At 61.9% G+C, this 22,568-nt stretch carries 22 protein-coding genes and 1 pseudogene; 15 read left to right on the top strand and 8 right to left on the bottom strand.

Translation table 11 applies throughout. The features are described 5' to 3' along the window. Positions 1 to 101 precede the first annotated feature (101 nt). The 8 genes and pseudogenes from GRI58_RS11200 to GRI58_RS11165 form a co-directional block, all read left to right on the top strand. Positions 102 to 2,291: pseudogene (locus tag GRI58_RS11200) on the top strand ([protein-PII] uridylyltransferase family protein); the annotation flags it as partial. 476 nt (positions 2,292 to 2,767) lie between these two features. After that, positions 2,768 to 3,241 (top strand): peroxiredoxin, encoded by a 474-nt coding sequence (locus GRI58_RS11195; protein WP_160753692.1) that lies wholly within the window; start codon positions 2,768 to 2,770, stop codon positions 3,239 to 3,241. Next, on the top strand, positions 3,238 to 4,041 hold the full coding sequence (locus GRI58_RS11190) for a DUF455 family protein (RefSeq protein ID WP_160753691.1): 804 nt from the start codon (positions 3,238 to 3,240) through the stop codon (positions 4,039 to 4,041). The genes GRI58_RS11195 and GRI58_RS11190 overlap by 4 nt, the downstream gene beginning before the upstream one ends. A 141-nt stretch (positions 4,042 to 4,182) precedes the next feature. Continuing rightward, positions 4,183 to 4,866 carry a M23 family metallopeptidase gene (locus tag GRI58_RS11185; protein WP_160753690.1) on the top strand — a complete coding sequence of 228 codons (684 nt, stop codon included), beginning with the start codon at positions 4,183 to 4,185 and terminating at the stop codon, positions 4,864 to 4,866. A 141-nt stretch (positions 4,867 to 5,007) separates the two neighbouring features. Next, positions 5,008 to 6,552, top strand: a complete 1,545-nt coding sequence (locus GRI58_RS11180) for an acyl-CoA synthetase (RefSeq protein WP_160753689.1) — start codon at positions 5,008 to 5,010, stop codon at positions 6,550 to 6,552. Positions 6,553 to 6,626: 74 nt separating this feature from the next. Continuing rightward, entirely contained in the window at positions 6,627 to 6,824 is a 198-nt protein-coding gene (locus tag GRI58_RS15675; protein ID WP_237452264.1) for a hypothetical protein, read from the top strand. Positions 6,825 to 7,307: 483 nt separating this feature from the next. Continuing rightward, entirely contained in the window at positions 7,308 to 8,585 is a 1,278-nt protein-coding gene (locus GRI58_RS11170; RefSeq protein WP_160753687.1) for a hypothetical protein, read from the top strand. A 14-nt stretch (positions 8,586 to 8,599) separates the two neighbouring features. Beyond that, complete coding sequence (locus GRI58_RS11165; RefSeq protein WP_160753686.1) at positions 8,600 to 9,601, top strand: glycosyltransferase family 2 protein; 1,002 nt, start codon at positions 8,600 to 8,602, stop codon at positions 9,599 to 9,601. On the opposite strand, the gene GRI58_RS11160 is transcribed toward GRI58_RS11165, so the two are convergent. Together GRI58_RS11160 and GRI58_RS11155 are read right to left on the bottom strand one after the other, a co-directional pair. After that, positions 9,500 to 10,006 carry a GtrA family protein gene (locus GRI58_RS11160; protein ID WP_160753685.1) on the bottom strand — a complete coding sequence of 169 codons (507 nt, stop codon included), beginning with the start codon at positions 10,004 to 10,006 and terminating at the stop codon, positions 9,500 to 9,502. The genes GRI58_RS11165 and GRI58_RS11160 overlap by 102 nt on opposite strands. A gap of 30 nt (positions 10,007 to 10,036) precedes the next feature. Beyond that, on the bottom strand, positions 10,037 to 10,924 hold the full coding sequence (locus GRI58_RS11155; RefSeq protein ID WP_160753684.1) for a UTP--glucose-1-phosphate uridylyltransferase: 888 nt from the start codon (positions 10,922 to 10,924) through the stop codon (positions 10,037 to 10,039). Between the two features lie 108 nt (positions 10,925 to 11,032). Here GRI58_RS11155 and murA point away from each other — a divergent pair, with 108 nt between their 5' ends. Together murA and GRI58_RS11145 are read left to right on the top strand one after the other, a co-directional pair. Further along, positions 11,033 to 12,316 (top strand): UDP-N-acetylglucosamine 1-carboxyvinyltransferase, encoded by a 1,284-nt coding sequence (gene murA / locus GRI58_RS11150; RefSeq protein WP_160753683.1) that lies wholly within the window; start codon positions 11,033 to 11,035, stop codon positions 12,314 to 12,316. A 59-nt stretch (positions 12,317 to 12,375) separates the two neighbouring features. Next, complete coding sequence (locus tag GRI58_RS11145) at positions 12,376 to 12,600, top strand: hypothetical protein (RefSeq protein ID WP_160753682.1); 225 nt, start codon at positions 12,376 to 12,378, stop codon at positions 12,598 to 12,600. A gap of 15 nt (positions 12,601 to 12,615) precedes the next feature. On the opposite strand, the gene GRI58_RS11140 is transcribed toward GRI58_RS11145, so the two are convergent. From GRI58_RS11140 to GRI58_RS11125, 4 genes are all read right to left on the bottom strand, one after another. Further along, on the bottom strand, positions 12,616 to 12,846 hold the full coding sequence (locus GRI58_RS11140) for a ribbon-helix-helix domain-containing protein (RefSeq protein WP_160753681.1): 231 nt from the start codon (positions 12,844 to 12,846) through the stop codon (positions 12,616 to 12,618). Next, complete coding sequence (locus GRI58_RS11135; protein WP_160753765.1) at positions 12,847 to 14,583, bottom strand: chloride channel protein; 1,737 nt, start codon at positions 14,581 to 14,583, stop codon at positions 12,847 to 12,849. Positions 14,584 to 14,708: 125 nt separating this feature from the next. Beyond that, complete coding sequence (locus GRI58_RS11130; RefSeq protein ID WP_160753680.1) at positions 14,709 to 14,891, bottom strand: hypothetical protein; 183 nt, start codon at positions 14,889 to 14,891, stop codon at positions 14,709 to 14,711. A 77-nt stretch (positions 14,892 to 14,968) separates the two neighbouring features. Beyond that, positions 14,969 to 15,232 (bottom strand): ribbon-helix-helix domain-containing protein, encoded by a 264-nt coding sequence (locus tag GRI58_RS11125; protein ID WP_160753679.1) that lies wholly within the window; start codon positions 15,230 to 15,232, stop codon positions 14,969 to 14,971. 85 nt (positions 15,233 to 15,317) lie between these two features. On the opposite strand from GRI58_RS11125, the gene GRI58_RS11120 reads away from it, so the two are divergent. After that, the gene (locus tag GRI58_RS11120; protein WP_160753678.1) at positions 15,318 to 16,073 is read left to right on the top strand and encodes a helix-turn-helix domain-containing protein; all 756 of its coding nucleotides are present in this window, start codon (positions 15,318 to 15,320) and stop codon (positions 16,071 to 16,073) included. A 48-nt stretch (positions 16,074 to 16,121) separates the two neighbouring features. Here GRI58_RS11120 and phbB read toward each other — a convergent pair whose 3' ends face one another. Together phbB and GRI58_RS11110 are read right to left on the bottom strand one after the other, a co-directional pair. Further along, positions 16,122 to 16,844 carry an acetoacetyl-CoA reductase gene (gene phbB, locus GRI58_RS11115; RefSeq protein WP_160753677.1) on the bottom strand — a complete coding sequence of 241 codons (723 nt, stop codon included), beginning with the start codon at positions 16,842 to 16,844 and terminating at the stop codon, positions 16,122 to 16,124. A gap of 112 nt (positions 16,845 to 16,956) precedes the next feature. Beyond that, a complete protein-coding gene (locus GRI58_RS11110; RefSeq protein WP_160753676.1) occupies positions 16,957 to 17,724 on the bottom strand; it encodes a hypothetical protein in 768 nt (255 codons plus the stop codon). Positions 17,725 to 18,028: 304 nt separating this feature from the next. On the opposite strand from GRI58_RS11110, the gene GRI58_RS11105 reads away from it, so the two are divergent. From GRI58_RS11105 to GRI58_RS11090, 4 genes are read left to right on the top strand one after another with little or no spacing between them, the layout of a single operon-like run. Next, on the top strand, positions 18,029 to 18,478 hold the full coding sequence (locus GRI58_RS11105) for a DUF3576 domain-containing protein (protein ID WP_160753675.1): 450 nt from the start codon (positions 18,029 to 18,031) through the stop codon (positions 18,476 to 18,478). Positions 18,479 to 18,498: 20 nt separating this feature from the next. After that, positions 18,499 to 21,018, top strand: coding sequence for a leucine--tRNA ligase (gene leuS / locus GRI58_RS11100; protein WP_160753674.1), 2,520 nt, complete (start codon positions 18,499 to 18,501; stop codon positions 21,016 to 21,018). Continuing rightward, positions 21,018 to 21,530, top strand: a complete 513-nt coding sequence (gene lptE / locus GRI58_RS11095) for an LPS assembly lipoprotein LptE (RefSeq protein WP_237452263.1) — start codon at positions 21,018 to 21,020, stop codon at positions 21,528 to 21,530. The genes leuS and lptE overlap by 1 nt, the downstream gene beginning before the upstream one ends. Beyond that, the gene (locus GRI58_RS11090; protein ID WP_160753673.1) at positions 21,527 to 22,567 is read left to right on the top strand and encodes a DNA polymerase III subunit delta; all 1,041 of its coding nucleotides are present in this window, start codon (positions 21,527 to 21,529) and stop codon (positions 22,565 to 22,567) included. Before lptE ends, GRI58_RS11090 begins: the two co-directional genes overlap by 4 nt. Position 22,568: the final 1 nt, after the last annotated feature.

Genomic DNA, 22,568 nt, shown 5'->3' with positions numbered 1-22,568 from the left:
CAAGAACGTGCGAGCGATTTGGCAGCAATGCCGGGCAGGGGCAAGCGGGCTGCGTTCAACCGCGACTTGTTCGCCGGACGGACGCAGGGCATGGCAGCGCGATGGGAAAGCTTGTCTCCGAAGCTGACTGGGATGGGGCGCTTGTTCGCGCTCGAACCCATGCTCCTTTTCTCGCGCATGGTCTCGACAGATTGCCAGAGCTTGCCGATCTCCTCGCGGCAGGCCGGGCTGAGGATGCCCTCGATTATGCTCGGCAGGCAGGGCGTGAAGACGCCGATCCGGCGGTCGCGATGCGCCGCGAGCGGCTGGCGCTGGCGGTCGCGTTGGCTATCGGTGATCTGGCCGGGGCTTTCCCGCTTAGCCGGGTGATGGGCGAATTGAGCGCGTTGGCCGACCGCTCGCTCGACCGCGCGATTGCCACCGCGATCACGGGGCGGGTGGAGAATGCCGAGCCTGCCGGTTTCATCGCACTGGCGCTGGGCAAGCACGGTGCGGGTGAGCTCAACTACAGCTCGGACATCGATCCGATCCTGCTCTATGATCCCGATACGTTGCCGCGGCGCGAGCGTGACGAACCGGGCGAGGCGGCGCAGCGCTATGCGCGCGAGATTATGCGGCTGCTCTCGGAAAACACGCAGGACGGGTATGTCTTTCGAGTCGATCTGCGCCTGCGTCCGGCGTCCGAAGTGAGCCCGCTTGCCATCTCGCTCGACGCAGCGCTGTCTCATTATGAAAGCTCGGCGTTGGCATGGGAGCGGGCCGCCTTCATTCGCGCGCGCGCTGCGGCAGGCGATGTCGCGGCCGGTCAGAAATTCCTCCACACGATCCGACCGTTCGTATGGCGCAAGAGCCTCGACTTCGGGGCGATCGAGGAAAGCCGGCGCCTCTCGCTCAGGATTCGCGATCGCTATGCCGGACCGACCGAGCCCGGACCCGGTTTCAATCTCAAGCAGGGGCGCGGAGGCATTCGCGAGATCGAGTTCTTCGCGCAGACGCACCAGCTGATTCATGGCGGGCGCAATCCCAAGCTGCGTCAGCGCGGCACGCGGGCTGCACTCGATGCGCTGGCGCAAGCAGGGATCATCACGAGCGAAGACGCGCAGGTCCTCGGCAAGGCCTACGATCGGCTGCGCATCGTCGAGCACCGCTTGCAGATGGTGGGCGATCATCAGACCCACACGCTTCCAGAAGGCGACGCGCTCGACAATGTTGCGCGGCTCGATGGGTTCAAGGGTGGGCGCGAACTGGTCGAGCAATTGCGGGACGTTTGTGCAGATGTGGCGTCGCGCTTCGACAGGCTGATCGATGGTCCCGAAAGGCCCAGTTGCGAGTTGGCCGGGGCGAGCGCGCCCGAACAGCTCATCGAGCGGGTCGAGCGTTGGACCGACGGACGCTATCGCTCCCTGCGCAGCCCGGCGGCCATTGCCGCCTTCGATGCTATCCGCCCGCAATTGCTTGGGGCTTTCGACGGCGCGGAAAATGGCGAGCTGGCGCTGGTGCGGTGGGAAACGCTGCTCGAACGCCTGCCCAGCGCGATCAATATTTTCCGCCTGCTCGAAGCACGACCCGGGCTGCTCGATCTGTTGATCGATTGCCTCGCCATCGCCCCGCCGTTGGCCGACGAACTAGCGCGTCGACCCGAACTGCTGGGCACGCTGATCGATCGCAGTGCGTTTACGTCGACCGCCAGCGTCGACGAACTGGCGGGGGACATGCGCCGTCGCGAGGTGGGCGACACCTATGAAAAGGCGCTCGACCGCATCCGTGTGGTGGTCAGCGAACGGCGCTTTGCCTTCGGGATGCAATTGATCGAGGCGTCGCAAGATCCGCTGGATATCGCAGCCGGGCTGTCGCGCGTGGCGGAGGCGGCCATAGAAGTCGCCAGTCAGAAGGCGCAGGACGAGTTTGCTACCGTCCATGGCCGGATCGAGGGCAGCGAATTGTTGGTACTGGGCCTCGGGAGGCTTGGCGGTGGTGCGCTGACCCATGCGTCCGATCTCGATGTCATCTACCTCTTCACTGAAGGAGAGGGCGAATCGGATGGTCCGCGACCACTTGGCAAAACGCTTTATTATAATCGACTCGCTCAGCGCGTAACTGCCGCTCTGAGCGTCCCGACCGCTGAGGGTGCGCTGTACGAGGTCGATACGAGATTGCGTCCGCAAGGCGCGCAAGGGCCGCTGGCGGTAGGACTGACGGCATTCGAGCGCTACCAGCGCGAAGACGCCTGGACATGGGAGCATATGGCGTTGACCCGCGCACGGGTGCTGGCCGGGTCGCCTGAAGCGTCTGCGCAACTGGATGCGATCGTCCAGACGATCCTCAATATCCCGCGCGCTCCCGACAAGCTGCGCGGCGACGTTCTGGCGATGCGCTTCGAGATGGCTCAGCACAAGCCACCGCGCGGTCCACTCGATGCCAAGCTGCTGCGTGGCGGATTGGTCGATCTCGAATTCCTGGTTCACTTCCTCCAACTGCGCGACAGGATTGCGCTAACACCCGATCTCGATTCAGCGGTCGTCGCGCTGGTCGAAGCAGAGCTCCTTGCGCCGGAACTGATCGAAGCCCATCGGCTGATGACGCGGCTATTGGTCGGGGCGCGGCTGCTGGCGCCTGAACTGGAAATGCCGGTGGGGAGCGCGGCGGGGGTTCTCGCACGGCAGACCGGTCATGGCGATATCGCCGGACTACTCGACGGTTTGAATAGCGCGCGCGAAGCTGTAGCGAGCGGCTGGAAACAGCATTTCAACGAGGAGCTGGAAACGACATGAGCGACACGGCAGCGGTGGGCGACCCCATTCCCGATATTTCTCTGGAGACCCCGGACGGCGGGACCGTTAGCATTGGCGATTTTTCCGGCAGGCGGGTCGTACTGTTCTTCTATCCCAAGGACAACACGCCCGGATGCACTACAGAGGCGACCGATTTTTCAGCGCTCAAGCCCGATTTCGACGAAGCTGGCGTGGCGCTGCTCGGGATCAGTAAGGATTCGCCCCAAAAGCATCGCAATTTCATCGCCAAGCATACGCTGACAGTGCCGCTGGCGACCGATCGCGAGGAGGACGGGCTGTCCGATCGGCTCGGCGTTTGGGCGGAGAAGAAGATGTACGGCAAAAGCTTCATGGGCATGGTCCGCACGACCTATCTGGTCGGGCCTGACGGGGGTATCGAGCGCGTTTGGAACAAGGTCAAGGTCAAGGGCCACGCCGCCGAAGTGCTCGCAGCCGCGCGCTCTGCGTGAGTGCGGATAAGCCATCGCTGGGCTCGGCGATCCGCGCTGCCTTGCTGACCGGGGAGCCGAAGGAGAAAATTCGCGCCACACGCCGGGTTGCGCGCGACTGGCGGCTCGGGCGGCTCGTATTTTCCTTTCCTGAGCCCATGCCAGATCGGCCAGTCTGGCCGGACGGACTCGAACTGCTGCCGCCAACGCAAATGCCGAGGCGCGGACGTGGCGGGTCCTTGCGAGCGCAAGTCGCATCGTGGCACGCGCTGGCGCATATCGAATTCGTGGCGATCGATCTGGCGCTCGACATGGCTGGCCGCTTCGGGGCGCAGCAGGGCGAAGAGTTCGTCTCCGATTTCCTCGGAGTTGCCGCCGACGAAGCGATGCATTTCGCCCTGCTGGCTCGCAAGCTTGGCCAGTTCGGCAGCCTCTACGGCGCTCTCCCGGTGCACGATGGGTTATGGCAGGCGGCCTGCGACACCAAAGGTGATGTCGCTGCCCGACTGGCCGTCGTGCCGATGGTGCTGGAAGCGCGCGGGCTGGATGTTACGCCCGCAATGATTGATCGCATACGCCAAGGCGGTGACGAATCGGGCGCGCTGATCCTGTCTCGAATCCTTGACGACGAAGTCCGCCATGTAGGAATCGGTGTAAAGCACTTCGACAAGGTGAGCCTCACCCGCGACGAATGCCCGCGGAAATTATGGCAAAATCTTGTCAGGAAGCATTTCGTGGGGCGCATTAAAGCACCATTCAACGACTCGGCGCGCCAAGCAGCCGGTCTGCCGCGCGGCTATTACGCGGGTATTGCTTCGTAAACCTTTGCGCCCTTAACCACTAACTCACGAGACGGCGGAGGGTTCCGAAGTCAAACGCAAAGCCGGGCGGAAACGCGGGGGCGTTCCATTCGGTCAGAAAAGAAGGGTCGCGACACAAGTCGCGGGTTGGACGGGTCAAATATGGACAATCGCATTATTCGGCGCGCTACGGTCGTGCTTGCGGCATCAGCCGCAGTTTTCGGGATCGCAGCCACTCCGGCTTCTGCTGAATCTCCCAATTATGTTGCCCCGGTGGTCCAGCCCGCAGCGGGCACGGGCGTCACCAACCAGAACCCCGACACCCAGTTTCACCAGCTCTTTGCCAGCTGGAGTGCCCAGCAGAGCCAGCCGCGCACGATTGCCAACAGCGTTGCGATCCCGTCGCGCACCCCGGTCAACAATTTCCGGGTGACCAGCCCATTCGGTGAGCGTGAGCATCCCGTGCTCGGCGGCCTGCGGATGCACAAGGGCATCGATCTTGCCGCGCCGCGCGGGACGCCGGTCTATGCTCCGGCGGATGGCGTCGTCGAGCGTGCAGGTCCGTTCTCGAGCTATGGCAATTATATCGCCATCGAACACGGTGCGGATATGGAAACGCGGTACGGCCACCTTTCCAAGGTTGCGGTTCACGCCGGCGAGACCGTCAAGAAGGGCCAGCTGATCGGCTATGTCGGCTCGACCGGTCGTTCGACCGGCCCGCATCTGCACTATGAAGTCCGCGTCGATGGCCATGCCGTCAATCCTGCGCCCTATATGGAAGCGCAGGGCGACCCGACGGCACCGATGCTGGCGATGATGGACAACAGCGACGACGACAGCGAATAATCTTACTGTCTGGCTGACGGGCTGGGGACGAAGAGGCGGCAGGGAAACCTGCTGCCTTTTTTCTTGCCCGTACTCTCCAGAGGCGTAGGTTTCTTCTCGCAACTATTCGGTCCGCCAAGAGGCCGGTTGGGAGAGAACACGATGCATCCGATTACCCATGCGCAGGCGCGCCCCGATCATCCCGCGATCATCATGGCCGCCAGCGGGCAGACGATCAGCTATGGCGAAATGGATCGCACGGCCAACCGCTTCGCCCGGTTGCTGCGCGGCAAAGGACTGGGGCGCGACGACCGTTTCGCCGTGCTCATGGAAAACCACGCGCTCTATCTGCAGCTGGTGTGGGGTTCGCAGCGTGCGGGCACGATGATGGTCCCGGTATCGACCCGGCTCACCGCTCCCGAGATTGCATACATTATGCAGGATGCCGGGGCCGGGATGCTGGTCACCTCGGTGAAATATGCCGATCTCGTTGCCGAATTGCGCCGCGAGTGCAGCGGCTGCTCGTTCCTGGTGCTGGGCGAAGGCGGCGCAGATGATCTGGAGGCCGCGCTGGCGGAGCATGACGATGCGCCGCTCGATGACCCGCTGCCCGGGCAATATATGCTTTATTCCTCCGGAACCACGGGACGTCCCAAGGGGGTCAAGCCCAAGCCGCCGGAAAATGACGACGTGCTGGCGGTGAACGCGCTGGTCGGGCTGGCGGTAATGGGCGCGGGGATGCCGACCGATGGCAGCATGGTCTATCTCTCGCCCGCGCCACTATATCATGCTGCGCCGCTTGCTTGGTGCACGACTGCGCAGCGTCTGGGCGGCACGGTGATTGTCATGGAGCGATTCGATCCCGAGGAGGCGCTGGCCGTAATCGAGCGCTATCGCGTGACCGACAGCCAGTGGGTGCCGACCCATTTCGTGCGTATGCTCAAACTCGATGAGGCGGTGCGCAGCCGTTACGATTTGTCGAGCCATAAGCGCGCCATCCACGCCGCTGCACCTTGCCCGGTGCCGGTCAAACGGGCGATGATCGAATGGTGGGGCCCGATCATCATCGAATATTACGCAGGGTCGGAAGGGATCGGCATGACGCTGATCAAATCGGAGGACTGGCTGGCCCATCCCGGCAGCGTGGGCAAGGCGATCCACGGTACGGTGCACGTATGCGACCCGGATGGTAAGGAAGTGCCACCCGAAAGCGACGGATTGATCTATTTCGAGAATGATAGCGTCCCGACCTACCACAACGACCCGGTCAAAACCGCAGAGGCGATGCACAAGCGCGGCTGGATGACGCTGGGCGACATCGGCCATCTCGATACTGACGGCTATCTCTACCTCACCGACCGAAAGAGCCACATGATCATTTCCGGTGGCGTCAATATCTATCCGCAGGAGATCGAGAACCTGCTCGTCACCCATGACAAGGTGATGGACGCGGCGGTGATCGGCGCGCCGGATGCTGACCTTGGCGAGCGGGTCGTTGCGGTCATCCAGCCGATAGACATGGATGAGGCTGGCGAGGGCCTGGAGCAGGAATTGCGCGACTTCCTCGCTCCCAGTCTCAGCCGCATAAAGATGCCGAAGCAATTCGATTTCCGGGCCGATTTGCCGCGCGAGGCCAACGGCAAGCTCTACAAGCGCGAGTTGCGAGACGAGTATAAGCTCAAGGCCGCGGAAGGAGCGGCGGCGTAAGCGCCGCGCCCTCGCCCGAAGATACCAAGGTCGACCGGCTGATGCTCAAATATGTCGGTGCCCACCAAGGCTAGGTGCAGTTCGAGGATCCGCGCAAATTCGATACCGGTCTCAGCGCCAACCGCCATCTCGCCCTTGTGGAAATGCGAACCCTGCCCGGAGAATTGCTTGACCGGATCGAGACGGTCGAGCTGGAAGGCGATCCAGTATGCGCTATGAGCACCTTCATTTGCGGCCTCAATCGTTTGTCGTTGCGAATTGTTGAACGCTAAGTTGACGGCATTCGCGACCAGGACTGGTGACTCAGAATCCTCTCGCGGTAGTGATTTCACGGGTTTTTGGACAAAATTGGCACAGGTCGGCAGGTTGGGCGTTCATTGCTGTTGACTACCCGAAAGCGAACAGCTTCTATTTGCAGTGCAGCATTTTAACATGAGGGCCGGGATTTCAACGGGCGTTCACCGCAATGCAGTGGTTACGTTAGGCAATTGATTTTTAAGTGGAAATCACTCGAACGCTAAAGGACATCTTTTCCAATGAAGCTTCGCGGGTTCCTTCTTATCATTGCGACGGCTATCAGCTTGTTGTGGCCAGCCTATATCAACGGCGGGCCCTTCTGGTTTCCAGACACCAGCTCTTATATCCGCTCCGCCGATGCGGCGACATTGTTTGTCACAGGCTCCCCATCGGAATGGTCCGACAGGATCAAAATCGGTTCTGCAGACCATTCGCAAGCGCAAGTGAATGCGCATGGCATGTCAGATCGGGATAATGTCCTGCAACCGACCCGGCCGGTTCTCAAAGGACGGTCGATCTATTACGGTTTTCTGGTCTATTTCCCGATGCGGGCGCTCGGTGCATGGGCTGCAATTGCCTTGCAGGCGTTGCTGGTTGCCGGGCTCTTGATCTTCTGTAGTTCTGTCGCCTTGCGCGGGCTGCCCGCGGAACGACGATTTTGGCCTTACATCGGCCTTGCTGTACTCGTGTTCCTGTCTCCACTACCATTCTATGTTTCGATGCTGATGCCGGACATCTATTCCGGTATGCTCATCCTTTCTCTCGCCACGCTGATCGTCTTCTGGGCCAGACTGTCGCGCCGCGAACGGGTATTGCTGGCACTCGCTTGCGGCATCATGGCCAGCTTTCACACGACGATCCTGCTGCTCACGATCGTTATCGGCTTATTGGGTGGCTTGCTCTGGCTGCTCGGACGGATCAGCTGGCAAGCGGCGATGATGCCAATTCCGATCGTGCTCATCGCAGTGCTGGGGAATCTTGCCTTCAATGTCTCGGTTGAGCGTGCATTGCGCACCCAGCCGATGTCTCCGCCGTTTCTTTCCGCTCGCCTGACCGAAGATGGACCTGGGCTGGCGTACTTGCGTGAAACTTGCCCGACGAAGCCGAACAGCTGGGAACTGTGCCAACATCTTGCCAATCTTCCTCAACCCAGCGATTATTTCCTCTGGAGCGACCGCGAGGGGCAGGGGGTTTTCCAAGTGGCGACCGCAGCCCAACAAAAGCGGATGGCGCGTGAGGACAAGCGATTTGCCTTGGCTGTTCTGAAATACGAACCCGGCACCGTTATCGGGACTTCCGTGCAGGGGGCGATAAAAATGCTGGTCGGCTTCGACCTCGCCAATTTCAATTATCCCGGCTCTCGCGTGGACGGTCTTGCGATACGATATCCTGCGTCTATCGCTGCCGATATTGCCACGACGCGAGCGGCACGGAATACCATGCCAACGTCATTCAGCGTGGTCGCCACGATCGTCACCTCGTTGGGCGCGCTGCTTGTTGTCATGTGGTATTTGTCGCGTGCGGCGATCAGACGCGATTTCTCGAAAGACGACATCGCAATTTATTGCGCGCTCGTGCTAGTCGCGATCCTTGCAAATGACGCGATTTGCGGCGCCCTTTCGACGGCCCATGCACGTTATCAAATGCGGTTGATCTGGCTTCTTCCCTTTGTAGGAGCAGTCGTTCTAACGATGCGCAAAGTTGAGTCTGCCAAACGGACTAGGGCCACGCGGTAGTCGGGAGGGGACGAATGAAACTTATAATCCAGATACCGTGCTACAACGAGTGTGGAACACTTGAGCAGACGGTTGCCGATCTCCCGCGCGAAATTGCCGGCATAGATGTCATCGAATATCTCGTTATCGATGATGGATCGAGTGATGGAACCGCTGAGCTCGCCAGAAGGCTTGGCGTGCACCACGTTTTGGTGAATCCGTCCAATCTCGGTCTGGCGCGCAGCTTTGCGCGCGGACTTGATTATGCGCTGGGTGCCGGTGCGGACATCATCGTGAATACTGACGGCGACAACCAGTACTACGGCGGAGACATCGCCAATCTGGTCCAGCCGATCATCCGCCACGAAGCTGAAATTGTCGTGGGTGACCGCGAAACCGGCAAGATCGAGCATTTTTCGCCCGGGAAACGGTTGCTCCAGAAGTTCGGAAGCTCTGTCGTGCGGACGTTCTCGACCGTCAGGATACCCGATGCCGTCAGCGGTTTTCGCGCGATTTCCCGCGCGGCGGCGCTTCGCATCAATATTGTGTCCTCGTTCAGTTATACGATCGAGATGCTGATCCAGGCCGGGCATAAGGGCATGGCCGTGGCCAGCGTTCCCGTGCGAACGAATGCCAAAACGCGCGATTCACGCCTGTTCAAGTCGATCCCGAGCTTCATCAAGAAATCGGGCGCAACGACATTGCTCATGTATGCGATGTACCAGCCGCTGCGCATCTTCTCGGCGATCGGTGCGGTGATTGCCATTATCGGCATGATCCCGATCATCCGCTTCCTGTACTTCTATTTGTTTTTCAGTGGCGCCGGCAAAATTCAATCATTGGTGATCGGCACCGCGATGATGACTGCCGGAACGGTGACATTCGTCATGGGCCTGCTCGCCGACCTGGTCGGCCGGAACCGGCAGCTGATGGAACTAACGCTCGAGCGGGTCAGAAACCTGGAGCTCCGCGGCCGAACGGGCACGGTCGGAGCGGTGACCGAAAATCAACCTGTAGGCAAAGAACTTGATGATTGACGAGGTTGCGAGAACCAGAAGTATCGCCACCCGGTAATCGACACCCAGATGCTGGAAAAGACCGACAACGGCAAAATACTCGCACAGGCGGAAAAATCCGTTCGTGGGAATATAGCGCGACATCTGGTGCAGCCATGAGCCGCTTGAACGGAACACATACAGTCTGAGAAGCAGAATGTTGCCGAGATAAGCGGTAACAAAGCCGATGGCGACGGCGGTGGTCTTTGGGGCGTTTGCAAGTTCATGCAGCGCAACAGGCAGACCGAAAGACATGGCTGCGCTGAAACCAGTCGAAACCAGGAAGCGCAGCATCTGGCTGCCGATTTCGGATCTGAGGAATTGTTTCATAAACGGTCCGAATGCCCCCCCGCGAATGGATGTTTTCCGGCTGATGCCGATTGTCAAACCGCGTCCGGCTATTCAGGCCGGGTGTTTTTAGTCGCGGAGCAGCCGCTTGGCCATCGCGCGCACATCGGCGCCCATGTCTTCGCGTTCCAGCGCCAATGCCAAGGTCGCTTCGACGAACCCGATCTTGCTGCCGCAATCGAAGCGCCGTCCGGCAAATGTCACCGCGTGAAACGGCTGGTTGCCGATCATGCGGGCCATGGCATCGGTCAGCTGGATCTCACCGCCCGCGCCCTTGCCCTGATCCTTCAGCACGCCCATTACCTCGGGCTGGAGAATGTAGCGGCCCGAGATGATCTTGTTCGACGGTGCTTCGGCAAGAGACGGCTTCTCGACCAGCCCGGTAACCTCGGTCAAAGTATCGGACAGGTCCTTGCCGGGCGCGATCACGCCATAGCTGGACACATCCTCTTGCGGAACTTCGAGCACCGAGATCAGGTTGCCGCCAACTTCGTTATAGGCCTCGACCATCTGCTTCATGCAGCCGGTGCCGCCCTTTGAGGCGACCATGAGTTCGTCGGGCAAGAAAATCGCAAAAGGATCATCGCCCACGATCGCCCGGGCGCACCAGATCGCATGGCCGAGACCCATGGGCACCTGTTGGCGCACGGTGATGATATCGCCCGGCGTGGCGCGAGTCGGATCGAGCACGGCGAGCGACTTGCCGCGCTCTGTCATGGTGGTCTCAAGCTCGTAGGCCATGTCGAAATGCTCGACGATTGCCGTCTTGCCCCGACCGGTAACGAAGATCATTTGCTCGATCCCCGCTTCGCGCGCCTCGTCCACGGCGTACTGAATCAGCGGGCGATCGACTATGGGCAGCAATTCCTTGGGGATCGCCTTGGTTGCTGGCAGGAAGCGCGTGCCCATGCCGGCCACGGGAAAGACGGCTTTCTTGATCGGTTTGTGCGAATTCATCGGTATCCCCAAGCAATGTTCGCGCGGCATCTCGCGCCCAAGTCAGCGTTTTCCTAGGAGCATGGGCAGTGCTTTGCCACCCGTTGCAAAGTGTTTAAGGCAGGCCCCATGGATAAGCTCATCATTAAAGGCGGCAACCGCCTATCCGGTTCCCTGCCGATTTCCGGCGCGAAGAATTCCGCGCTCACTCTGATCCCCTGCGCGCTGCTGACCGAAGAGCCGCTGACGCTGCGCAATTTGCCGCGGCTGGCGGACATCGATGGGTTTCAGCACCTGATGAACCAGTTCGGCGTCACCACCAGCGTCCAAGGCTCGCGCCCGGAAGATTTCGGGCGCGTGATGACGCTGGAAGCGCCGCGGATCACCTCCAACGTCGCGCCCTATGACCTGGTGCGCAAGATGCGCGCCTCGATCCTGGTACTCGGCCCTCTGCTGGCACGCACGGGCGAGGCGACCGTATCTCTGCCGGGTGGGTGCGCCATCGGCAACCGCCCGATCGACCTGCATTTGAAAGCGCTGGAGGCTTTTGGAGCGGAGATTGAACTGGCGGCGGGCTATGTGAAGGCCACTGCTCCCGGAGGCAAACTGCCGGGCGGCGAATATGATTTTCCGGTGGTTTCGGTTGGCGCGACCGAGAATGCGCTGATGGCGGCGGTTCTGGCGAGCGGGACCAGCCGCCTGTTCAATGCCGCGCGCGAACCCGAGATCGTCGATCTGTGCAATTTGCTCGTTGCAATGGGCGCAAAGATCGATGGGATCGGAAGTTCCGACATCACCATCCACGGCGTGAAGCGACTGCACGGCGCAACATATAAGGTCATGGCCGACCGGATCGAGGCGGGGTCTTATGCCTGCGCGGCGGCCATCACCGGTGGCGAGGTGTATCTGGAAGGCGCCAATGGCGAAGACATGGGCGCAACGCTCCACGCGCTGCGCAACATCGGCTGCGAGGTGGAAAGTGACGCGGGCGGTGTGCGGGTCGCGGCGAACGGACCACTCAAGCCCGTGAACCTCTCTACCGCGCCCTATCCGGGACTTGCCACAGACATGCAAGCACAGTTGATGAGCCTGCTGCTCAAGGCGGAAGGCACCAGCGTGCTGAACGAAACGATCTTCGAAAACCGGTTCATGCATGTGCCGGAACTCAGGCGCATGGGTGCCGACATCGAAGTTTCGGGCCGCACCGCCGTCGTCAAAGGTCCTGCTTCGCTTACTGGTGCGGCAGTCATGGCGACCGATCTGCGCGCCTCGATGAGCCTGATCATCGCTGCGCTTGCTGCCGAGGGTGAAACCGAGGTCCGTCGGATCTACCACCTCGACCGCGGTTACGAGCGGCTGGAGGAAAAACTCAAGCTGATCGGAGCGGATATCGAGCGGGTCGGAGACGACTGAACGGGAACAGGCGGCCTCCTCTCGCGTCCATTAGGTACAAGGACGCGAAAGGATTACCCATGTTCAAACTACTTGCACTCGGCGCGCTCGGCTATGCCGGGTATCGCTATTACGAGAAAACGCAGCGTGAGGCCGAACCGGCCTTTGCTGGCGGACAGGGCGAAGGCTCGATTCGCAACGCCGGACCCGAATCGATGCGCGACAAGCCGGCGCGCGCATGGACGGAGGTCGACGAAGACAGCGACCAGAGCTTCCCTGCGAGCGATCCGCCGGCAAACTACTGATAGCAAACGATCAGGTTAGGGGGCAGCGAGGCTATTCTCGCTGCCCTTTTGCTGTGTCACAAGCCAGACCCGGATCGCACCGGCAAGGCCCTGCGCAGGATCTGTCTTGATACGCTCGGCATCGATTCGCGCGACCAATGCCGCAAGACGCACCCCATCGCGCGTGACGGCTGTGCGAAGCATGGTCCAGAACACGGGATCGAGGCTGATTGCGATCTTAAAACCCTCGAGAGCGAGGGGCTCCAATCACATTTCGCCGAACAATTCGCGCTGGCTCAGTTCGATCTCCTCCGCATAGCGACGGCGCGCATATTTCTCTGTTACCACACCGATGACGGAATCGTTGGCGTCGATCACGGCCAGTTCGTCGACCGCATGGCGGTCGAAACTCTTGAGCACATCGTCGATCCGCGTAGCCGGGACCAGCGCAAAATCCTTGAGTGTAGCAATCGAGGACAGCGGCGCATCAGGAGCGATGTCTTCCCGGTGCGCAGTAGCGGTCGAGACGATACCCGCATAGCGCCCCTGGCGATCGTTGAGGATTGCCTTGCTCGCCGATCCAAGAGGAACGCGCCGCCGGAACTCGCGAACTTTGGCTGTCTCCTCGATCGAAACCCAGTCGCGGCGCATGACCCGCCCGGCCGTTAAAGAGATGGACCAGCCGATATCGCGCGCGCTGCGCATGGAGGAGCCGCGCAAATGCAGGCGCCAGGTCGAGAACGAATAGCCGAAAGCCTCCCGCGTTGCGGCGGTCGACAGGATGGCCGCGGTCAGCACGACGCCGGTCAGCGCGAAATTGTGTGTGATCTCGAGCGCCAGCATCGCCAAGGTCATTGGACCGCCGACGATCGACACACTGAGCGCCGCCATCCCGACGAGCGCGGCGTCGACCGGGTCGAGGGTGAACCCCAGTCCGAGCAGATTGATTGCTTGCGCAAAAGCCTGACCCACCACCGAGCCAAGAAACAGCGAAGCAAAGAACAATCCTCCGCGGAAACCGAAACTCAGAGATATCACTGAAGCGGCGATCTTGCAGGCGATAATCACCAGCAGCACCGAGAGAGCTGGTCGCAGCAGCAGGTCCAGATGCAGAGCGCCATGCCCTGAGGACAGGGCTTGCGGCGATATATATGCGATCGGAATCAGCAGTAGCCCGCCGACGAGCGGCTTCCATCGCCCCAGCAGCTTCGACCCCTGCACGTTCATTTCGGCTGCGGTCACAAGGCGCATAATAAAAATGCCCAGCGCGGCACACAGCAGGCCCAATGCGGCATAGGCGAGATAATCGGTGAAAGTCAGATTTAGCGAGGCGCTGGTCGCGATCAGATAGGGTTCGACCCCCAGCCATTGCGAGGCCACCGTTCCCATCAGCGATGCGGCCACCACCGGGGCGATGGACGCGGGGACATAAGAACCGATGACGATTTCGAAGGCGTAGAACGCTCCGGTCAGCGGTGCACCGAAGGCCGCCCCGATCGCCGCACCCGCTCCGGCACCAACCAGCGTGCGCAGATCCTTGCGGCGCAGATGCATCCATTGCCCGGCGAGCGAACCGAGTCCGCCGCCCATCTGTGCATAAGCCGCTTCCAGCCCAACCGATGCGCCGGTGCCATTGGAAAGCATCGTCTGCACAGAGATGATGAGATTGTCGCGCAGGGGAATGCGCCCGCCATGCATGGCATTGCCTTCCACGACATCGATCGGGGCACGCCGTTTGCGCAAGGCATAGGCAACACCGACCAGAGACAGGCCGCCGAGCGGAAGCGCAAGCAACCGCCACGGATGATCGATCGCAGCCAGTGCGCTGAGCCGATTGGCGTCGATCCCGTAGAGCAGCCGCTGGAGGCCGTGGGCGATGAATTGCTGTCCGAACGTCAGCAGACCGGCCCCGATCCCGACGAGACAGGCGAGCGCGATGAAGGCGAGTTCGCTCTGTCGCAGAATGCGCCGCTGGCGGATCGCCGCAATCAGCAGCACCCGCATCCACTTCGATTGTGTCACTGACTCGCCCTTGGTTCGCCCGAAGGATGCCGCGCTCCAGACAACTTGGCTAAGCAAAAATCAAGGGCGAGTCTGACTATCGGCGTCGAAACAACCTTGGCGCGGTGCTATCCGGGCTTTGATCGGTTGGAAGCTAGTTGCGCGTACAGAGTGCATAGCCCCAGCGCCGCGACGATGAAGAAGGAAATGGTGGTGGTGAGAAACGCACCAAAACGAGGTGCGGCAGATTCGGTGGCGCCGTCCAACTTGTCGGGCGCCAACGTCCACAGTGCCATCGCGATGGAACTCATTCCGACAGCGATACGAAACCATTGGCCTTGGAGCAGATTGGCGAGCGATCCACCGGCAAACTACTGATAGCAAACGATCAGGTTGAGGGGGCAGCAAGGCAATTCTCGCTGCCCAGTTGCCGTGTCACAAGCCAGACCCGGATCGCTCCGGCAAGGCCCGGCGCGGGATCGGCCTTGATACGCTCGGCATCGATCCGCGCGACCAATGCCGCCAGAGGCACCCCATCGCGCGTGGCGGCTGTGCGCAGCATATCCCAGAACACGGGTTCGAGGCTGATCGACGTCTTGTGACCGTTGATCGCGACCGAACGCTTTACCGGCGGATGATAGGGCGTAGGCATTGGCCTGTTCTAGCGCGCGACAAGTGGCGCGATACCAATTTTTTGGGGGTGGTTGGCTGTGACCGGGCGCTTAAAGTGCCAAGCCATGAGTGACGGGCTCGACGCGCTGACCGACAAGGAAAAGGACACGCTGCGGCTGATGCTGCGCGGTCACGATGCCAAATCGATGGCACGCAAGCTTGAACTGTCTGTGCACACAATCAACGAACGGCTGCGCAATGCTCGGCGCAAGCTGGGGGTTTCCAGCAGTCGCGAAGCCGCGCGCAAGCTGGCGGCGGCAGAGAACGCTGGCCCCAAATCGTTTGTAGACAAGGATTTGGGGGGTGCCGGTCGCGTCATGGCAGGCGATGCCTCGTCCGTGCCCGAAGTCTGCCAGCCCGGCGGACGGGGCAAGGGGCGGACAGTCGCCCTGCTGATCGGAGTCACCATCATGACCGTTCTTATCGCAGCGCTGCTGCTTTCCAGCCCTTTGGGTTCAGACCAAGCGGATGCGCCCGCCGCCCAGATCACCGCAAGCGATGCAGCGGTCGATGCCGTCGCGAGGCGCTGGCTCAAGCTTGTTGACGCGGGCGACTGGAAAGCGAGTTACGCAGGAACCGCATCGCAATTTCGTGCAGCCAACACGTTGGAGCGGTGGAGCGAGACCGCAAGTCACGTTCAAGGCGATCTCGGCAAGCTGTTGACCCGCAAGCTGGTGAGTGTGGATGATGTGCCCTCGCCGCAAGGTCTGGTGGCGGTCAAATACCGAGCCGATTACGCAAATCGTTCGGGCGCGATCGAAACCGTATCGCTGGTCCGCGAGGATGGTACGTGGAAGGTCGCGGGGATCTACGTTTCATAAATGGCGTAGGGCGCGGCAGGTCATAAGCCGCGCCCTTTGCGCCGTTCATCAATACATGTGCTGGCCGCCGTTGATGCTCATTGTCGAGCCGGTGACGAAGGCGGCGTTGTCGCTGCACAGGAAGGACACGCCGCGCGCGATCTCATGCGCCTGGCCAAGTCGGCCGACCGGAATCTTGGCGACGATCTTTTCGAGCACTGTATCGGGCACGGCGGCGACCATGTCGGTGTCGATATAGCCCGGTGCGATCGCGTTGACGGTAATGCCGTAACGTGCGCCTTCCTGCGCCAGCGCCTTGGTGAAGCCGTGGATGCCGCTCTTGGCGGCGGCATAGTTGACCTGGCCGTATTGTCCGGCCTGTCCGTTGATCGAGCCGATGTTGACGATCCGGCCCCAGTTCCGGCTTTTCATGCCGTCGAACACAGCCTTGGCCATATTGAAGCAACCGCCGAGATTGATTCGCATCACCTCGTTCCAGTCTTCGTAGCTCATCCGCAAGAGCGTGCCGTCGCGGGTAATTCCGGCGTTGTTGACGACGGCATCGATCGGGCCGACCTCTGCTGCGACCTTCGCACAACCGTCGAGGCATGCCTGATGGTCGCCGACATCCCATTTGTAGGCGGCGATCCCGGTTTCCTCGGTAAAGGCGCGGGCCTTTTCCTCATTGCCGCCGTAATTAGCGACGACGGTGAAGCCGTCCTCTTTCAGATGTTCGCAGATCGCGCGACCGATTCCGCGCGTTCCGCCAGTGACGATAGCGACTTTACCCATGTGTTGCTCTCCCAAGCATTCCGTAGCGTTACGCTAGGCGTAGATAGAAGAGCCTTGAGGGGCAAAGGGAATCTTGCTGAATACGATTGTGAGGCCGTCCGGGGCAGCACGATCAGAAGTGGAACTGGGTTCCGACGTAAATCGCCTTGCTGTCTTCCACCCCATCGGTCAGCGGCGCGATGCGATCGCGCTGCTGTGACATACGCACGCCCGCGGTCACGTCGAGGTTGCGAGTGATGCGATAGGCACCGCCGAGGTCAACCAACTGGTCGATATCGCTGTCATAGGCGCGCGGACCATGACCCGGTTCGTTGTCGCGCTTGAAAGCGATTCGCGGTTGCAGGCGCGACGGCTTGCTCGCTTCTGCCCCTTCATCCAGCTTGAACTGCGACATGTCAGGCAGGCCGATGTCGCGCGTACCGGGTTGCAATGGAGCGAGCTTGGCGGTGGGCTGGGCAAAACTCTGATAGCCGCGTGCCGTGCCGAGATTGAAGCGAGTCGGGGCAACCAACGGTGTTGTGCCGAGGCCTGGACGGGCATTATCCGCGCCATCCATCGGCGCGCGGAAGGAAATCGCCTTGGCCGTAGCCCGGTCGACTCGCACCGCCATGGTCACAACGCGATCCCCGTTTTCCGGGCGCGCGGCAGGTGTAAATCGTAGCCCGTCCGTGCCGAGCGCCTGCTCGACCACGCGGGCCAGCCGCGGATCCACCTTGGCCGGGGTGAAGGGGACGTAATCAAGCCCGAGTCGCGACGCGGGTTGGGCATTCTTGCTGACCACCGCACCGCTGACAGACGGCAGGGCAAATGCCAGACCGGCAGCCGCCAGCAGCGCAGGAATCACCCGCATTGCGCTGGATTTGCTGCCTTTCTTAGACATTGTCCTTTCATCCCCATACAAAGCCGGTTGTCAGGCCTGTCACGCAATACACGATGCACCCTGAATAACCGTCTGGCTCTATCCGGTTCCACAGATAGGCGCTCCAGACAAATGTTGCCAGTTTTTCCACAAGGCCAACCCTCGGAATTGATTCAACTGTTGCGCACTTGCACCGCTGGCAGGCGAGTTCACTACCCATTCAGCGTGGGGATGGGCAATGGATCCGGGCATCTTGCCCGCGTCCGGCGCTTGCCCGCACCGCACAGCAAGTTATAGAGCCGGGAACGACAGACCAAGGACATCTATGCGCTCCCATTATTCTGCCCGTCGAATTTCCCGCACCGCCATCGCGGTCGCCATGCTGGCGGCGCTCGGTGCTTGCTCGCACAAGGCGCGGCCCAAGTCCGATCTCGCGGCGGCCAACGTCACGACTATCGGCGTCAACGCCTACCTCTGGAAGGCGGCGCTCGAAACCGTGAGTTTCGCACCGCTGCTGCAGGCGGACAGCAATGGCGGGGTGATCGTCACCGACTGGTACGCCAACCCCAGCGATCCCAAGGAGCGGGTCAAGCTGTCAGTGTCGATCCTCGATCGTGACCTGCGCGCCGACGCACTGCAGGTCAATGCGACTCGCCAGGTGGCGCAGAACGGCACCTGGGTCGATGCGCCGGTGCAGGCCGCAACCGTCCAGAAGCTGGAAGATGTTATCCTGACCCGGGCGCGCGCCTTGCGGCGCCAGGCGATTACCGGCTGACCAGAGGATTAGGGGCGATCATGAGCGGGCAGGCGTTCGATCCGTCGCAGGCTGACGGGCGGTGGCAGCGCGCCTGGGACGAGGCGCAGACCTTCGCTGCCAATAGCAATTCCGCGAAGCCGAAAAGCTATGTGCTGGAGATGTTCCCCTATCCCAGCGGGCGCATCCATATCGGTCATGTGCGCAATTACACGATGGGCGATGTGCTGGCGCGCTACAAGCGCATGACCGGCCATGAAGTGCTCCATCCGATGGGGTGGGACGCCTTCGGAATGCCCGCGGAAAACGCGGCGATGGAAAAGGGCGTCCATCCCGGCGGCTGGACGCGCGAGAACATTGCCAACATGAAGGCGCAGCTGAAACGGCTGGGTTTTGCGCTCGACTGGAGCCGTGAACTGGCAACCTGTGAGCCGGATTATTACGGCCATGAACAGGCGCTGTTCCTGAAGCTGTATGAGGCGGGTCTCGTCTATCGCAAGCAGGCAGAGGTGAACTGGGACCCGGTCGATATGACCGTGCTCGCCAACGAGCAGGTGATCGACGGCAAGGGTTGGCGTTCGGGCGCGGAGGTCCAGAAGCGCAAGCTCAACCAGTGGTTCCTGAAGATCACCGATTTCGCCGAGGATTTGCTCGAGGGGTTGGGCGCGCTCGAGGGATGGCCCGACAAGGTGCGTCTGATGCAGGAAAACTGGATCGGCAAGTCGACTGGTCTGGAGTTCAGCTTCGACCTGTCGAATGGCGACAAGCTGCCGGTCTATACGACGCGGCCCGACACGATTTTCGGCGCGAGCTTCGTCGCGGTGGCTGCGGATCATCCGGTTGCGCAGGCAGTGGCGGCTCATAGCGATGAAGCAAAGGCCTTCGTCGAGCTGTGCAAGAAGGGCGGAACCACCGCCGCCGAACTCGAAACGGCGGAGAAGCTGGGATTCGACACCGGGATCACCGCGAAACATCCGTTCACCGGGGCAGAGCTGCCGGTCTTCATCGCCAATTTCGTGCTGATGGATTACGGCACCGGCGCGATCATGGCGGTGCCGGGGCACGACCAGCGCGACTTCGAATTCGCGACCAAATACGGCCTGCCGATCCCGCGCGTTGTCGCCGCCACCATCGAAGAGGCGGACAAGCCCTTCGCGGGCGAGGCCGAGAACGGCGACGGGGTCATCGTCAATTCCGATTTCCTCACCGGCATGAGCGTCGATGACGCCAAGGCCGAGGTCATTCGGCGGATCGAAGCCGAAGGGCGCGGTTCCGGCAAGACCGTCTGGCGCCTGCGCGACTGGGGCGTGTCGCGCCAGCGCTATTGGGGGACGCCGATCCCCTTCATCCATTGCGAGGCCTGCGGCGTGGTGCCGGTGCCCGAGGACCAGCTGCCAGTTACCCTGCCCGAGGATGTCGACTTCAAGACGCCGGGCAATCCGCTGCTGCGCCACCCCACGTGGAAGCACGTCGACTGCCCCGAATGCGGCGGCAAGGCCGAGCGCGAGACCGATACGCTCGACACTTTCGTCGATTCCTCCTGGTACTTCCTGCGCTTCGCCAGCCAGCCCGGCGACAAGCCGTTCGACGCGGCGGAAGTCGCCAAATGGCTGCCTGTCGAACAATATATCGGCGGGATCGAGCATGCGATCCTACACCTGCTCTACGCCCGTTTCTGGACTCGCGCGCTGGCCCATATCGGCATGATCGAGGTGAAGGAGCCGTTTGCCAGCCTGTTCACGCAAGGGATGGTCACGCACGAGACTTATTCGCGGCGGGACGGCGAGCGGGTGGTCTATTATGCGCCCGAAGAAATCAGCCGCGAGGCCGAGCGTGCGCTGCTCACCGCGGATGGCGGAGAGGTCGAGATTGGCCGCGTGGTCAAGATGTCCAAGTCGAAGAAGAACGTCGTCGACCCGGACACCATTATTGCGAAATACGGCGCCGATGCGGTGCGCTGGTTCATGCTGTCCGACAGCCCGCCCGAGCGCGATCTGCCGTGGTCGGAAGCGGGCATCGAAGGCTGCTCGCGCTTCGTCCATCGACTGTGGCGGTTGTTCGGCCAGCTCGACGCACAAGCGAACGGCGAGGACAAGGCACTTACGCGCAAGACCCACCAGACCATCGCCGCGGTTGGAGACGACGTGACGGCGCTGGCCTTCAACAAGGGGGTCGCCCGGATCTATGAACTGACGAGCGCAGTCGAAAAGGCACAGCCCTCGGCCAGCCGCAACGAGGCGATCCGGACACTTGCGCTGCTGCTCGCGCCGATGATGCCGCATCTGGCCGAAGAAGCGTGGCACGCAATGGACGAAGGCGGGCTGATTGCCGACGCTGCATGGCCCGCAGTCGATCCGGCCCTGTTGGTCGAGGACGAAGTTACCATTGCCATCCAGCATAAAGGCAAGCTGCGCGACACGCTGACCGCGCCAAAGGGAGCGGCCAAGGAACTGCTCGAGGAAATGGCGCTCGCCAGCGAGAAGGTCCAGCGTTCGCTCGACGGTGCGCCGGTGCGAAAGATCATTGTGGTCCCCGACCGGCTGGTCAATATCGTTACCTGATGCGAATCCCCCTCGCCCTCTTGCTCGTCCTTGCTGCTTCGCCGATGCTCGCCTCCTGCGGGCTCACGCCGATGTATGCGGGCGGTACGAGCGGCACGGTCGCGCGCGGAATCGCGGCGGTCGAGGTCGCGCCGATCGAGGGGCGCAAAGGGTGGCTCGTTCGCAACGCTCTTACCGATCGCTTGGGTGCGGCAGGGCATGCGCAGCCACGCTATCGGCTCGATGTACGGCTCGATGAAAGCCTGTCCGGGCTTGGCGTGCTGGGTGACGATACGGTGAGCCGGGAGCGACTGACCCTGCGCGCGCGATACCAGCTGGTCGATCTGGAGAGCAATTCGATTCTGCTCGACGCAAGCGACGGGACCGATGCCGGGATCGACGTGGTGTCGAGCGAATATGCGACCATCGCCGCCGAACAGACCGCCGAAGAGAATCTCGCGAAGGATCTCGCCGACCGGATCGTGACGCGCGTGGCGCTGACGCTGCGCGAGGACGGTCGGAAGGCCAAGTGAAGCTCACCAATCGCGACTTCGCTGCCAAGGCGCGCAAGATCGCGGGGGAAGCGTCGATCTTCTTCTTCTGCGGCCCGGACGAGGCAGGTGCCAGCGCCGCTGCGCGCGACATCGCTGCCATGCTGCCCAATCCGGGCGAGCGGGTCGAACTGAGCGGTGCGGAACTGCGCGGCAACCCCGCACTGCTGGGCGACGAGGCGCGTTCAACCTCTTTGTTTGGCGACAAGCGCCATATCTGGGTGCGGGCGGCAGGCGATGAGGCGCTCGAGGCGCTCAAGACCCTGATCGAAACCGGCGACGCGGGTGGGGGCGAGGCCTGCCCGGTGATTGTGGTCGCCAGCGCGGCGACCGACAAGTCGCGCACCGCCAAGCTGCTGGAGAAGCGCGGCGATGCAGTGGTGGGCATGTTCTATCAGCCCGATCTCCCCGCTGTCACCCAGACTGTCCGCGCGATGGGCGATGCCGCTGGCGTGACGCTGGGCGGCGAACTGGCCGAGCGGATCGCTCGCGCAGCCAATCTTGATGTCAGGCTGGCGCAATCGGAGGTGGACAAGCTTGCCCTCTATCTCGACGCGTCGCCGCAGGCTCCGTGTCGGGCCGATAGCGAAGCGCTCGATGCGGTAACGGCGGCGTGCGAGGATGATGGCTTCGGCCCGCTGGTCAATTGCGTGCTTGGTGGAAATACCGGCGCGTTGACCCAACAGCTCGTGCGAATGCGGCAGCTTTCACTCAACCCGGTAGGCGTGCTGCTGGCGGTCGAGCGGCGCGCGGCACAGCTGGCGCGGATCTCGGCGCAGTTGGGGCCACGGGGTCGTTTCGAGGATCTCGATCGCGGGGCCAAGGCGCGGCTCGGCATCTTCTTTCGCGAGGAGCGCGATATCCGCGCGCAATCGGCGGTTTGGCGCGGGCGGCGGCTTGATCGGCTGACCGAGCGGCTGGTCGGCCTGCATCGCGATATGCTCACCAACAGCCAGTCGAGCGAGGTGCTGCTGGCGCAAGGACTGACCCAGATAACGCGCGAAGCGGCGCGGCGCTGAG

Origin of the sequence: Qipengyuania algicida (assembly GCF_009828025.1) — a bacterium.
GTDB classification, from domain to species: Bacteria; Pseudomonadota; Alphaproteobacteria; order Sphingomonadales; family Sphingomonadaceae; genus Qipengyuania; species Qipengyuania algicida.
The sequence above is the reverse complement of the archived record's forward strand: the minus strand, read 5'-3'. Positions and strand labels throughout refer to the sequence as shown.

Bases quoted from the DNA above. Each gene is read 5' to 3' on its own strand.
- GRI58_RS11195 (WP_160753692.1), top strand. From the start codon at position 2,768: ATGAGCGACACGGCAGCGGTGGGCGACCCCATTCCCGATATTTCTCTG.
- GRI58_RS11185 (WP_160753690.1), top strand. From the start codon at position 4,183: ATGGACAATCGCATTATTCGGCGCGCTACGGTCGTGCTTGCGGCATCA.
- GRI58_RS11180 (WP_160753689.1), top strand. From the start codon at position 5,008: ATGCATCCGATTACCCATGCGCAGGCGCGCCCCGATCATCCCGCGATC.
- GRI58_RS11170 (WP_160753687.1), top strand. From the start codon at position 7,308: ATGTCAGATCGGGATAATGTCCTGCAACCGACCCGGCCGGTTCTCAAA.
- GRI58_RS11165 (WP_160753686.1), top strand. From the start codon at position 8,600: ATGAAACTTATAATCCAGATACCGTGCTACAACGAGTGTGGAACACTT.
- GRI58_RS11155 (WP_160753684.1), bottom strand. From the start codon at position 10,924: ATGAATTCGCACAAACCGATCAAGAAAGCCGTCTTTCCCGTGGCCGGC.
- murA (WP_160753683.1), top strand. From the start codon at position 11,033: ATGGATAAGCTCATCATTAAAGGCGGCAACCGCCTATCCGGTTCCCTG.
- GRI58_RS11145 (WP_160753682.1), top strand. From the start codon at position 12,376: ATGTTCAAACTACTTGCACTCGGCGCGCTCGGCTATGCCGGGTATCGC.
- GRI58_RS11135 (WP_160753765.1), bottom strand. From the start codon at position 14,583: ATGCGGGTGCTGCTGATTGCGGCGATCCGCCAGCGGCGCATTCTGCGA.
- GRI58_RS11130 (WP_160753680.1), bottom strand. From the start codon at position 14,891: ATGAGTTCCATCGCGATGGCACTGTGGACGTTGGCGCCCGACAAGTTG.
- GRI58_RS11125 (WP_160753679.1), bottom strand. From the start codon at position 15,232: ATGCCTACGCCCTATCATCCGCCGGTAAAGCGTTCGGTCGCGATCAAC.
- GRI58_RS11120 (WP_160753678.1), top strand. From the start codon at position 15,318: ATGAGTGACGGGCTCGACGCGCTGACCGACAAGGAAAAGGACACGCTG.
- phbB (WP_160753677.1), bottom strand. From the start codon at position 16,844: ATGGGTAAAGTCGCTATCGTCACTGGCGGAACGCGCGGAATCGGTCGC.
- GRI58_RS11110 (WP_160753676.1), bottom strand. From the start codon at position 17,724: ATGTCTAAGAAAGGCAGCAAATCCAGCGCAATGCGGGTGATTCCTGCG.
- GRI58_RS11105 (WP_160753675.1), top strand. From the start codon at position 18,029: ATGCGCTCCCATTATTCTGCCCGTCGAATTTCCCGCACCGCCATCGCG.
- leuS (WP_160753674.1), top strand. From the start codon at position 18,499: ATGAGCGGGCAGGCGTTCGATCCGTCGCAGGCTGACGGGCGGTGGCAG.
- lptE (WP_237452263.1), top strand. From the start codon at position 21,018: ATGCGAATCCCCCTCGCCCTCTTGCTCGTCCTTGCTGCTTCGCCGATG.